A 12673-nucleotide genomic window follows, 5' to 3' on the forward strand; every position below is an offset into this window, starting at 1 on the left:
CGGCCGTCCGTGCCGCCGGACCCGGCCGTGGCCGCCCGCGGTCGCGCCGCCGGCCGCACCGCCCGCGCGCCGGAAGCCTGCTGCGGTGTCGTACGCACCCGCTACCGTGGGTCGGATGAGCAGCGATGAGAAACCGGCGGCGGCCCCCCGCTCGCTCGCGGAGGCGCTTCGCGCGCGGGACGACGCCTCCCTGAGCGCGCTCCTGCGCAGCCGCCCGGACCTCATCACGCCGGTCCCCACCGACCTCACCCAGCTGGCCACCCGCGCCGGTACCCGCGCCTCCGTGGTGCGTGCCCTGGAGCGGCTGGACCGGTTCGCCCTCCAGACGGCGGAGGCGCTGGCCGTGGCGGCGGACCCGGCGGCCTACGCCGAACTGCTCGCTCTCATGGCCGGCGACGAGGGGGAGCCCGCCGTCGCCGCCGCGCTGCCGCGCGCACTCGGCACGCTGCGCGAACAGGCCCTGGTCTGGGGCGGCGACGACCGGCTGCGCCTGGTGCGCACCGCCCGTGAGCTGCTCGCCCCCTCCGCACAGCACCCCTCCCCCACCGGGCTCGGCCCGACGGTGCAGGAGGCCACGGCAGGCATGTCACCGGGCCGGATCCAGGAGATCGTGACCGCCGCCGGGCTGCCCTCCACCCATGACTCGGTCTCCGCGGTGGCCTCGCTCACCGCGCTGTTCGGCGACCGGGTGCGGATGGCCGCGCTGCTCGCAGACGTACCGGACGACTCCCTCGACGTGCTCGACCGCCTCGTGTGGGGGCCACCGTACGGGCAGGTCACCGCCGACCCGGCCCCGCGCCTGCGGCGGCTGCTCGACCGCGGGCTGCTGCTGCCCACGGCGCCCGGCACGGTCGTCCTGCCCCGCGAGGTGGCACTGCACCTGCGGGCGGGCCGTGCGCACCGCACGCCCGAGCCGGTGCCGCCCGCCGTGGAGCCGGCGGCCACGCACCGCGCCCAGGTGGTGGACGCGACCGCCGCCGGACAGGCGTACACCGCGCTGGCCACCGTCGAGGAACTGCTGAAGGACTGGGACGAGGGCGGTCCGACGGTGCTGCGCGCGGGCGGCCTGAGCGTGCGCGACCTCAAGCGCACCGCCGTCGCCCTGGACGTGTCCGAGCCGGTCGCCGCCTTCTGGGTCGAACTCGCCTACGCGGCTGGGCTGCTGGCCTCCGACGGCGACGTCGAGGAGCGGTTCGCGGCGACCCCCGCGTACGACGAGTGGCGGGAGCGGGCCGCCGCCGACCGCTGGGCGCGGCTGGCCCGGGCGTGGCTGTCGGCGACGCGGACGCCGGGTGTGGTCGGCGGGCGGGACGCGAAGGACCGCACGCTGTCCGCGCTCGGCCCGGGTCTTGACCGCTCGGCCGCCCCGGAGGTACGGCGCCGCGTGCTGTCCCTGATGGCCGGACTGCCGGAGGGGGCCGCCCCGGCCGTCGAGTCGGTCCTGGCCCGGCTTCGCTGGGAGCGTCCGCTGCGCGGGCCACAGCGCGACCACGACCTGCGCGAACGCCTCGCGCGGTGGACGCTGTCCGAGGCCGAGCTGCTGGGCGTCACCGGGCGGGGCGCGCTGTCCGCGCACGGGCGGGCGCTGCTCGGCGCGCCTCCTGCCCCTGCCCCGGCACGCCCGGCCGGATCCGCCGGCCCCGGCGACAAGCTGCCCGTCCACCATCACCACCGGGCCGACGCCGGGGAGCCGGGAGCCGCCTCCCCCACCCCGATGTCCGCCGCCGAGCAGGAGACCGCCGCGGCCGACGCCGCCCGGCTGCTCGCGCCGCTCCTGCCCGAACCGCTGGACCACGTCCTGCTCCAGGCTGACCTGACGGCGGTGGCACCGGGCCCGCTGCAACGGCCGCTGGCGGACGTGCTCGGCGTGCTCGCCGACGTGGAGTCCAAGGGCGGCGCGACGGTCTACCGGTTCACCCCGGCCTCGGTGCGGCGCGCCCTGGACGCCGGCCGCACCGCCGCCGACCTGCACGCCTTCCTCGCCCAGCACTCCCGTACGCCGGTTCCGCAGCCGCTCGCGTACCTGATCGACGACGTGGCCCGGCGCCACGGGCACCTGCGGGTCGGTGCCGCGTCGGCCTACGTGCGCTGCGACGACGACGCGCTGCTGAACGAGATCCTCGCCGACAAGCGGTCCGCCGGGCTGCGCCTGCGGCGGCTGGCCCCGACCGTGCTGGCCACCCCGGCCGACCCGGCCACCCTGCTGGAGGGCCTGCGCGCGATGGGCTACGCCCCCGCGGCCGAATCCGCCGAGGGGGACGTCCTGATCGCCCGGGCCGACTCCCACCGCACCCCGCCGCGCACCGCCCCCGAACCGGTCCCGGACGGCCCACCCGTCCCCGACACCACGCTGCTGTCGGCGGCCGTGCGCGCGATCCGGGCAGGTGACCTGGCCTCCACCGCGCCGCGCAGACCGACCGCTTCGGCCCCGGCCGACGGCGACCTGCCCCGCACCAGCTCCGCCGAGACCCTGGCCACCATGCAGGCCGCCGTCCTCACCGGCGAGGCCCTGTGGATCGGCTACGTCAACGCCGAGGGCACCGCGGGCCAGCACGTCATCGCCCCCATCCGCGTCGAGGGCGGCTTCGTGACGGCGTACGACCACACGGCCGACGAGGTACGCACCTACCCCCTGCACCGGATCACGGGCGTGGCAGAGCTGGAGCCGGACGCCGGCTGAGGGCGCCGGAGTCCCGCAAGGTCCCGGTGCCGGTCCGGACGGCCGGTCGGCCGGTCGGTCGCACTTCGTGGCGGGCTCGGCCGACCGGCCGCACGTCGTGAGGGGCCCGGCCCGTGCGGCCGGTGGTGCACACTGGAGTTTTGGCCGAGCCGTCCGGCCGCGTCAGCGAAAGGGTGCCGCGCGTGAATGGTCCGTTGATCGTCCAGTCCGACAAGACCCTGCTCCTGGAGGTCGACCACGAGCAGGCCGACGACTGCCGCCGCGTCATCGCGCCCTTCGCCGAGCTGGAGCGGGCGCCCGAGCACATCCACACCTACCGGGTGACCCCGCTGGGCCTGTGGAACGCGCGGGCGGCCGGCCACGACGCCGAGCAGGTCGTGGACGCCCTGGTGCAGTACAGCCGCTACCCGGTGCCGCACGCCCTGCTCGTCGACATCGCCGAGACGATGGACCGGTACGGGCGGCTGACCCTCAGCAAGCACCCGGCGCACGGACTGGTGCTGACCACCACCGACCGGCCGGTGCTGGAGGAGGTCCTGAAGTCCAAGCGGATCGCCCCGCTGGTGGGGAACCGCATCGACGCCGACACCGTGGCCGTGCACCCCTCCGAGCGCGGGCAGATCAAGCAGGTGCTGCTGAAGCTGGGCTGGCCCGCCGAGGACCTGGCCGGGTACGTCGACGGCGAGGCGCACCCGATCGAGCTGGCCGAGGACGGCTGGGCGCTGCGGCCCTACCAGAAGCAGGCCGTGGAGAACTTCTGGCACGGCGGCAGCGGTGTGGTCGTCCTGCCCTGCGGGGCCGGAAAGACCCTGGTCGGCGCGGGCTCGATGGCGCAGGCCAAGTCCACCACCCTGATCCTCGTCACCAACACCGTCTCCGCCCGGCAGTGGAAGCACGAGCTGGTGAAGCGGACCTCGCTGACCGAGGACGAGATCGGCGAGTACAGCGGGACCAAGAAGGAGATCCGGCCGGTCACCATCGCCACGTACCAGGTCCTCACCACCCGGCGGAAGGGCGTCTACCCGCACCTGGAGCTGTTCGACTCCCGGGACTGGGGGCTGATCGTCTACGACGAGGTGCACCTGCTGCCCGCGCCGGTCTTCAAGTTCACCGCCGATCTGCAGGCCCGGCGGCGGCTCGGGCTGACCGCGACGCTGGTGCGCGAGGACGGCCGTGAGTCCGACGTGTTCTCCCTGATCGGCCCGAAGCGGTTCGACGCGCCCTGGAAGGAGATCGAGGCGCAGGGCTACATCGCGCCCGCCGACTGCGTCGAGGTCAGGGTGAACCTGACCGACACCGAGCGGCTGGCCTACGCCACCGCCGAGACCGAGGAGAAGTACCGCTTCTGCGCCACCACCGCGACCAAGCGGAAGGTCACCGAGGCGATCGTGCGCCGCTTCGCCGGGCAGCAGATCCTCGTGATCGGGCAGTACATCGACCAGCTCGACGAGCTGGGCGAGCACCTGAACGCCCCGGTCATCAAGGGCGAGACGTCCAACGCCCAGCGGGAGAAGCTCTTCGACGCCTTCCGCGAGGGCGAGATCAACGTGCTCGTGGTGTCGAAGGTGGCGAACTTCTCCATCGACCTGCCGGAGGCGACGGTCGCGATCCAGGTCTCGGGCACCTTCGGCTCGCGCCAGGAGGAGGCCCAGCGCCTGGGCCGCGTGCTGCGCCCCAAGGCCGACGGCCACCAGGCCCACTTCTACTCGGTGGTCGCCCGCGACACGATCGACCAGGACTTCGCCGCGCACCGCCAGCGCTTCCTGGCCGAACAGGGCTACGCCTACCGGATCATGGACGCTGACGAGCTGCTGGCCGGGGAGGCCTGACCGGGGCGGCGCCCACGCCGTCCCGTCCGAGGTGTCCCACGGCGATCGCCGTCAGCAGGACCAGCCCCAGCAGCGGGTAGGGCGCGGCGAGCGGCTCCTGCCACCACGGCAGGCGCAGGTCCAGGTCACCGGCGTGCGGGACGAGCCACAGCGTGCGGGCCGTGAACACGAGCGCGGTGAGGGCCGCCCACGCGCGGTGCCCCTCGGCCAGGAGCACGGCGGTCAGCGGGACGCACCACACCCAGTGGTGGGACCAGCTGATCGGGGAGACCAGCAGCGCGGTGAAGGCGGTCACCAGGACACCCCACCGCTCGCCGGGGGCCCGGCGGGCCAGCCACAGGCCGGCGGCGGCCACCGCGAGGGCCGGCAGCAGCCAGGCGAGCCCGGGATCGGGGTCGCGCAGCAGGCGGGCGATCAGGCCCTGGAGGGACTGGTTGTCGACGATCCACAGTTTCCCCACTCGGTCGGTCTCGAAGACGTGACGGGTCCAGTAGGCGAGGCTCGCCGCGGGTTCGGCGAGCACACCCACGAGGACGGTCCCCGCGAAGGCGGCCGCGGCGGTGGCCGCCTCGCGTCCGCGCCCCCGCAGCAGCAGGTAGACGGCGAAGAGCCCCGGGGTGAGTTTGATGCCGGCCGCGAGGCCGATCGCGGCGCCCCGGCAGCGCGCGCCGGGCGGCAGGGTGAGGTCCCACAGCACCAGGCAGGCGAGGGCGAGGTTGATCTGCCCGTACCGGAAGGTCTGGAAGACCGGTTCGCACCACAGGGCCAGGGCCGTCGCGGTGCACAGCGTCGCGGGCCCGGCCGGGCGGCCCGCCAGGCGCGCGGACAGGTGGACGAACCAGGCCAGCAGGAGCGCGTTGCCCGCGAGGAAGGCCGGCTTCAGCAGCGGCACGGGAAGCAGTGCCGTCGGCACGAACAGCACCGCCGCGAACGGGGGGTAGGTGGCCGGGAGGTGCCCCGCTGTGACCGCGAAGCCGTACAGGTCGCGGCCGTGGAGGACGGCCGCACCCTCGGCCCGGTACACCAGCGCGTCCGGCATCGGCAGGCGCAGGAAGGCGAACACGGCGCCGAGCGCGAGGAAGGAGACGGCGAGGAGAACCGGGGGCGTCGCCGCGTGTGACCGGAGGGCCACCGTCCGTTCTGTCACGGACCGACCCTAAAGGGTCACTTGCGGCGTATGCCCGCTTCCTCGCCGTACTCCCCGAGGATGATCACGTCGAACGCGGCTCCCGCGAACACCTTCACGGCGTGCAGGGTGTCGCCCAGACGGTGGTGGCTGCCCTGGACAGCCGTGGCACCGGCCGGGCGAGCGGCGGGTGCCGGATGGATGGTCGCTGCACTCATGACTCAAGAATGGATCCCGGAGCACCTGGTCGGCATCGGTCTGTGGAGCCAACCTCCCTGCCTTCCGCGTACCCCTCTGGAGGGAGCCCGTCCCCTACACCGGGCGGACTGCTTCCCCTAGGGGACCCGGCCGGACGCCCTGGCCGGGCACCCCGCCGGACGCCCTGGCCGGACAGATCCACCCGACGGACCCACCCGGCACGCCCACCCGACAGGCCCAGCCGCCGGGTCCGTCCGGCCACTGGGCCCGGCGGGCCGCCGGAAAAACGGTTGGCCCTCCCCACCCCCCGCCCTCTACAATCTCCGCTCTTGCCCGCCTCCCCACGGAGTGCCGCCGACCGGACGGAAACCGGCCGGCAGTTCCCGCGCGCCCGCGCCGCACGGCACCGCGTCACCCGCCGCCGCGCGCACGGCAACGCGCCGCGCCGCCTGTCCCGTAGGTCTTCCGGAGGCACCCCCTTGTCGTCGTCCACGCCCACCGACCCCGAAGCACGTCCCGCGGCACCCCGGACGGCCGCGGCAGCGGCCACCGCGCCCCCCGGGGACGACCCGCTCGCCCGTGAGCGGTCCCACCTGGCCGACTCCCGCACCGCCCTGCGCGCCATGCGCGAGGACGTCCAGTCGCTCGACATCCGCGACGTCAGCGCGAACTGGGTCAACGCCGAGGTGCTGGCCCGCCAGATCGACGAGCGCATCAAGGCGCTGGCCGACCTGAGCGACACCCCGCTCTTCTTCGGCCGCCTCGACTACCTGCACGCCCCTGGCGCCGACCAGGCCGAAGGGGCCGACGGCGAGCGCTTCTACATCGGGCGGCGGCACGTGCACGACGCCGACGGCGACCCCATGGTCATCGACTGGCGCGCGCCGGTCTCGCAGCCGTTCTACCGGGCGTCGAAGAAGGACCCGATGGACGTCGGGCTGCGCCGCCGCTTCGGGTACACCGGCGGCGACCTCACCGCCTACGAGGACGAGCACCTGTCGGACCCGGCTGATCCGTCGGAGGCCGCCACCACCAGCAAGCTGCTCCAGCAGGAGATCGAACGCCCGCGCGTCGGCCCGATGCGCGACATCGTGGCGACCATCCAGCCCGAGCAGGACGAGATCGTCCGCTCCGGCCTGGGCGGCACCGTCTGCGTCCAGGGCGGCCCGGGCACCGGGAAGACCGCCGTCGGCCTGCACCGGGTCGCCTACCTCCTCTACGCCCACCGCGAGCGCCTGGCCCGCACCGGCACCCTCGTCATCGGCCCGAACCGGTCCTTCCTGCACTACATCGAACAGGTGCTCCCGGCCCTCGGCGAGCTGGCCGTCCAGCAGGCGACGGTGGACGACCTGGTCGCCCACGCCGAGGTGCGCGGCACGGACGACGCGGCGGCGGCGCTGGTCAAGGGCGACGCGCGCATGGCCGAGGTGCTGCGCAGGGCGCTGTACTCGCACGTCACGATGCCCGCCGAACCGGTCGTGGTGGTGCGCGGTTCGCGCCGCTGGCGCGTCCCGGCGTACGAACTGGAGGAGCTGGTCCGGGAGTTGCTGGACCGCGGCATCCGCTACGGGGCGGCCCGCGAGGCCCTGCCGCAGCGCATCGCGCACGCCGTGCTGGTGCAGATGGAGCGGGCGGGCGAGGCACCCGACGACCGCGTGCAGGACACCGTGGCCCGCAACACCGCGGTGAAGGCCGCCGTGAAGGCCCTCTGGCCGCCGGTCGACCCGGCCAAGCTGGTGCTGCGGCTGCTCACGGACGCCGAGTTCCTCGCCGAGCACGCCGCGGGGGTCCTCACCGAGGAGGAGCAGAAGACGGTCCTGTGGGCGAAGCCCGTGCGGTCGGTGAAGTCCGCCAGGTGGTCGGCGGCCGACACCGTGCTGATCGACGAGGCCGCCGACCTGGTGGAGCGCACCCACTCCCTGGGGCACGTGGTCCTGGACGAGGCGCAGGACCTCTCCCCCATGCAGTACCGCGCGGTCGGCCGGCGCTGCACCACCGGCTCCGCGACCGTCCTCGGCGACCTGGCGCAGGGCACCACGCCGTGGGCGACCCGCACCTGGGAGGAGGCCCTGGCCCACCTCGGCAAGACCGGGGGCGTCATCGAGGAGCTGACGGCAGGTTTCCGCGTGCCGACGGACGTCATCACGTACGCCTCCCGGCTGCTGCCGCACATCGCGCCGGGGCTGACGCCGGTCGCCTCGGTCCGGGAGAACCCGGGCTTCTTCCAAATCCGGGCCGCCGAGGGGGACGCCGACGTGGTCGCCGCCTGCGAGGAGCTGCTGCGCCACGAGGGGTCGACCGGCCTGATCGCCGCCGACGCCCGGATCCCGGCCCTCGCCGACGCCCTGGCCGCGGCGGGCCTGGCCCACCTCTCCCCCGGCGAGGAGACGACGGCCGAGACCCGGCTGACCCTGGTCCCGGCCTCCCTCGCCAAGGGCCTGGAGTACGACTACGTGGTCCTGGACGAGCCGCAGGCCGTGGTCGACGGCGAGCCGGACGAACGGACCGGCCTGCGCCGCCTGTACGTGGCGCTCACCCGTGCCGTGTCAGGCCTGATCGTGACCCACACGGCACCGCTCCCCGCGCAGCTGGCCTGACCGCCCCTGCGGTCCGTACGGCCCTCACCGCTCGGACCGTGAGCTGCGGTCCGTACGGCCCGCACGGCTCAGAGCGCGAGCTGCGGGGCCGTCTGCCCGTCCAGGACCGAACGCCACTGCGCGACCGCCTCGGCGCAGACCGCTCCGGCCCAGCCGCCGGAGCGGGCGGCGCCGCCGATGTGGAAGGCGTCGATCCCGGCGGCGCGCAGCGGCGGCACGTGTTCCAGGCGCAGTCCGCCGCCGACCATGATCCGCTGGTCGTAGCCGGGGTGGCCGCCGCGTGCCGCCTCGGCGACCAGCGTGGGCAGTCCGCTGTCCACGCCGCCCGCCGAGCCCGCGGTCAGGTACGTGTCGAGGCCCGGCAGCCCGTCCAGCTGCTTGCGCACCGCGTCGCGGTCGGCGGAACTGTCGATCGCCCGGTGGAAGGTCCAGGGGCAGCCGGCCAGCTCGGTGACCACGCGTTCCACGGCCGCCATGTCGACCAGTCCGCCCGCGTCCAGGAATCCGAACACGAACTCCTCGGCGCCCGCGGCCCGCATGTCGCGCACGGTTTCCGCCAGCCTGTCCAGGCCCCCGGCGCCGCCCGCGGCGAACCCGTCCGCGAGGCGCACCATCACGCGCAGCGGGATGTCGACGGCGGCGCGGATCGCGGCGACGGTCGCGACCGGCGGGGTGAGTCCGTCGGCCGCCATGTCGGTGACCAGCTCTAGGCGGTCCGCGCCTCCGGCCTGGGCGGCGATCGCGTCCCCGGCGTCGAGGGCGATCACCTCCAGGACTGCACGCATGCTCATAGGACCCCTTTCCTCGGTTTCCCCTGGGGCTTGACAGGTCTAGTCCAATATCAGGGTACGCCGGATGGGTCCCCGGGCGCAGAAGCGGTCAGCAGAACGGTGAACGGGTCAGGAGAACGAGCCGGCGAGCCCGTCGGCAGGACCCCTCGGCAGGACCTGTCGACAGGCCCTGCCGGCAGAGACTTGGCGGCAGGCATTGCCGGAAGGACCGTTCGCAAGACCCGTCGGCGGAACCGGTCGCCGCAACCCGTCACCCGAAGATGTTCAGCTCGCCCTCCCGCGCTCCCGCCAGCTCGTAGCCCCTCTCGTGCACCGGGCGTCCCGCGCAGAGCCGTACGAGCGTGGCGGCGTCGCCGATGTAGCGCGCCGGGGTCCGCTCGCCGCTCACGTCTCCGAGCCGCAGCGGCTCGTCGACGTCGTCCAGGTCGGCGTGGAGCGGCAGGTGCCCGCCCTCCCGGGTGAGCCGGGCGAGCAGCGGCAGCGCGTACGGCAGCCCCGCCCCGGCGTACGCGCCCGGCGCACCGAAGGCCTCGCGCACGTCACCGGCGTGCACCCACTCGCCCAGGGCGAGCTTGTCCAGCGCCCCGTCCGCCCGCGCGATCAGCGGCCCGGCCTCGCTCATCCCGCGCTCCAGCTCGTCCACCACCCGCGCGTGGGTCCAGTCGGCCCGCTCAGCGATGTCCCGCGCGTTGGACTCGGGCGAGAAGACGCCCTTCTCGAACCGGCTCTCCACCACCCGGGTGAGCGCGGCGGAGCAGTGCGCGAGCACGTCCCGCACCGTCCACCCCGGGCACCCGGCGGCCGGCAGCGCGAAGTCGGCCTCCGGCCGCGCCCGCAGCAGCGGGATCAGCGCGTCCCGCTCCATGGTGAGCAGCCGCCCGGGCAGCTCGGGGTCACGTACCTCGTGCAGCAGGTCAGCAGAAGTCATGGGGTCCACGCTAGGGCGTGTTGCCGGAAAGGTCTGCCGGGAAGCTCGCGACGTCCGGTGCCGGGGGCAGCTCCCACCCCCTTCGGGCAGTGGGGGAGCATCGCAGGGCGGAGCATTACCCGCGTACTGGATGTACTCGGGTGATGCGACAACGCGGCGGCTGGGGGTCCCCCCTGCTCGAAGAGCTTGGGGGAGCCGTGCCGGGCGTCGCGAGCCGGTGAACCTTCCGGCCGCAGCACTGGGGGTTTCGTCCCCTCCCGCGACGGGAGAATGAGCGCATGGCCGATCACGTCGACATCGACGCCCTGCGCATCCGATGGACCCGTGCCCTCGAGGGCGCCCGTGGCCCCGGTGGCGGACCGGACCCGGTGCCCTACGCGGACAACCTGCTCGCCCGCTGGCGGGAGCCGCAGCGGCGCTACCACACGCTCACCCACCTCACCACGGTCCTGGACCACGTCGACGTACTGGAGGAGTACGCCGAGGACCCGGACGTGGTCCGGCTCGCCGCCTGGTTCCACGATGCCGTCTACCTGCCCGAGCGCTCCGAGAACGAGGAGCGTTCGGCACGGCTGGCCGAGCGGGCGCTGACCGAGGCCGGGGTGCCGGCCGCGAAGACCGCCGAGGTGGCCCGGCTGGTCCGCCTCACCGTCGGCCACGACCCGGCCGGCGACGACAGCGACGGCCAGGTGCTGTGCGACGCCGACCTGGCGATCCTGGCCGCGCCGCCGTCGGCGTACGCCGCCTACACGGCCGCCGTCCGCGAGGAGTACCACTTCGTCCCCGGCGACGCCTTCCGCGAGGGCCGCTCCGCGATCCTGCGCCGGCTGCTCGCCCAGCCCCTGCTGTTCCGCACCCCCTACGGCCAACGCCACTGGGAGGCGACGGCGCGCTACAACCTCGGCGGGGAACTGGATCTGCTGACGCGGTGACCGCGACCTGAGTAGCGACGCACGCACCCCCTGCACCCAGGAAGGATCACGTTCCGTGAGCGAACTGCCCGCGGCCGGAGGTTCTGCCGAGCCACCGCCGCCGCGGACGCTCGGCGAGCTACGGGCAGCACTCGCAGCCGGGCCCGGCTTCCCCGGCGGCCCGGCCCGCCCCGAAGCCGAACCGGCGGCGATGATCGGTCGTGGCGACGGACCCGCGAGGGCGGTTTGCCGTCGGGGGCCGAGTGGTGCCCCACGCGCTCGGCCCGAGAATTGACCGTTCGTCAGTCGCCGCCACTGGGTTCTCCGGCACGTCCGGCACGTCCGGCCGAAACGGCCGAAGCCTGACAGGGCGCACATGCCCCACGCCTCCGAGTTCCGGACCGGGACGGATTTGCGTTAGCGCGCACTCCAACTCCTAGCTTCGGAAGCATGCGCTACATCAAACTCGGAACGACCGGGCTGGAAGTCTCCGCCATCACCCTCGGCTGCATGAGCTTCGGCGAGCCGGACCGGGGCGGCGAGCCCTGGTCGCTGGGCGCGGACGCCGGCCGGGACATCATCAAGCAGGCCCTCGAGAGCGGCGTCAACTTCCTCGACACGGCCAACGGGTACAGCGCCGGAAGCAGCGAGGAGATCGTCGGCCGGGCGGTCAAGGACTTCACCCGGCGCGAGGAGGTCGTTCTCTCCACCAAGGTCTGGATGCGGATGCGCCCCGGCCCGAACGGCGCCGGGCTGTCCCGCAAGGCGATCTTCACCGAGCTCGACGCCTCCCTGAAGCGACTGGGGACCGACTACATCGACCTGTACCAGATCCACCGCTGGGACTACGACACCCCGATCGAGGAAACCCTCGAAGCGCTGCACGACGCGGTCAAGTCCGGGAAGGTCCGCTACATCGGAGCCTCTTCCATGTACGCCTGGCAGTTCGCCAAGGCCCTGTACCTGGCTGACCTGAACGGCTGGACCCGGTTCGTGTCGATGCAGGACCACTACAACCTCATCCACCGGGAAGCAGAGCGGGAGATGCTCCCGCTCTGCGCCGACCAGGGCATCGGCGTGATCCCGTGGAGCCCGCTGGCGCGGGGCAGGCTGACGCGGGCTGGGGACACCGCCACGGCGCGTGCCGCGACCGACCCGGGTGGCAAGATCCTCTACCACGACGGGGACCAGGCAGTGGCCGAGCGTGTCCACGAGATCGCGGGCAAGCGGGGTCTGTCCCCGGCCCAGGTCGCCCTGGCCTGGGTCATGCGCAACCCGGCGGTGACCTCGCCCATCGTCGGGGTCACCAAGCCGGCCCAGCTGGCCGACGCGGTCGCCGCGGTGGACGTCGAACTCGACGAAGACGAGGCCGCCTACCTGGAGGAGCCCTACCAGCCGCACGAGGCCGCCTACCTGGAGGAGTCCTTCTACAAGCAGCGGCCCGCGGCGGGCTCCCGGTAGTCCGGGCTGCCGCCGGGCCTTCGACGAGTCCTCGGCCTCGTCCCTCACGGTCCTGCGGTCGGCCCGGCGGTGCTTGCGGGCGGTCGCGCGCACCTGCGTGATCCGCGCGCTACCCGCCGGCGCAGTGCTCCTACGTGCACCTCCCCCACCCG

9 protein-coding genes are annotated in these 12673 nt (G+C 74.1%); 5 read left to right on the plus strand and 4 right to left on the minus strand.

Annotated elements, in window-relative coordinates; translation table 11 throughout:
- Nucleotides 1-115: 115 nt before the first annotated feature.
- On the plus strand, nucleotides 116-2680 hold the full coding sequence (locus ACFC02_RS02570) for a helicase-associated domain-containing protein (RefSeq protein ID WP_376351086.1): 2565 nt from the start codon (nucleotides 116-118) through the stop codon (nucleotides 2678-2680).
- 182 nt (nucleotides 2681-2862) lie between these two features.
- The gene (locus tag ACFC02_RS02575) at nucleotides 2863-4509 is read left to right on the plus strand and encodes a DNA repair helicase XPB (RefSeq protein WP_376351089.1); all 1647 of its coding nucleotides are present in this window, start codon (nucleotides 2863-2865) and stop codon (nucleotides 4507-4509) included.
- Here ACFC02_RS02575 and ACFC02_RS02580 read toward each other — a convergent pair.
- Nucleotides 4472-5656 (minus strand): glycosyltransferase 87 family protein, encoded by a 1185-nt coding sequence (locus ACFC02_RS02580; protein WP_376351093.1) that lies wholly within the window; start codon nucleotides 5654-5656, stop codon nucleotides 4472-4474. The genes ACFC02_RS02575 and ACFC02_RS02580 overlap by 38 nt on opposite strands.
- 17 nt (nucleotides 5657-5673) lie before the next feature.
- Entirely contained in the window at nucleotides 5674-5853 is a 180-nt protein-coding gene (locus tag ACFC02_RS02585) for a hypothetical protein (protein WP_376351095.1), read from the minus strand.
- 459 nt (nucleotides 5854-6312) lie between these two features.
- Between ACFC02_RS02585 and ACFC02_RS02590 the strand changes: the two genes are divergently transcribed.
- Nucleotides 6313-8430 carry a HelD family protein gene (locus ACFC02_RS02590; protein WP_376351232.1) on the plus strand — a complete coding sequence of 706 codons (2118 nt, stop codon included), beginning with the start codon at nucleotides 6313-6315 and terminating at the stop codon, nucleotides 8428-8430.
- Between the two features lie 68 nt (nucleotides 8431-8498).
- Here ACFC02_RS02590 and ACFC02_RS02595 read toward each other — a convergent pair whose 3' ends face one another.
- Complete coding sequence (locus tag ACFC02_RS02595) at nucleotides 8499-9221, minus strand: copper homeostasis protein CutC (RefSeq protein WP_376351098.1); 723 nt, start codon at nucleotides 9219-9221, stop codon at nucleotides 8499-8501.
- A 250-nt stretch (nucleotides 9222-9471) separates the two neighbouring features.
- Nucleotides 9472-10149: a maleylpyruvate isomerase family mycothiol-dependent enzyme gene (locus tag ACFC02_RS02600; protein WP_376351101.1), complete on the minus strand. Its 678-nt coding sequence runs from the start codon at nucleotides 10147-10149 to the stop codon at nucleotides 9472-9474.
- A 278-nt stretch (nucleotides 10150-10427) separates the two neighbouring features.
- Here ACFC02_RS02600 and ACFC02_RS02605 point away from each other — a divergent pair, with 278 nt between their 5' ends.
- The gene (locus ACFC02_RS02605) at nucleotides 10428-11081 is read left to right on the plus strand and encodes a hypothetical protein (protein WP_376351103.1); all 654 of its coding nucleotides are present in this window, start codon (nucleotides 10428-10430) and stop codon (nucleotides 11079-11081) included.
- Between the two features lie 429 nt (nucleotides 11082-11510).
- The gene (locus ACFC02_RS02610; protein WP_376351106.1) at nucleotides 11511-12521 is read left to right on the plus strand and encodes an aldo/keto reductase; all 1011 of its coding nucleotides are present in this window, start codon (nucleotides 11511-11513) and stop codon (nucleotides 12519-12521) included.
- Nucleotides 12522-12673: the final 152 nt, after the last annotated feature.

This window comes from Streptomyces sp. NPDC056160, from assembly GCF_042268205.1.
Classification (GTDB): domain Bacteria; phylum Actinomycetota; class Actinomycetes; order Streptomycetales; family Streptomycetaceae; genus Streptomyces.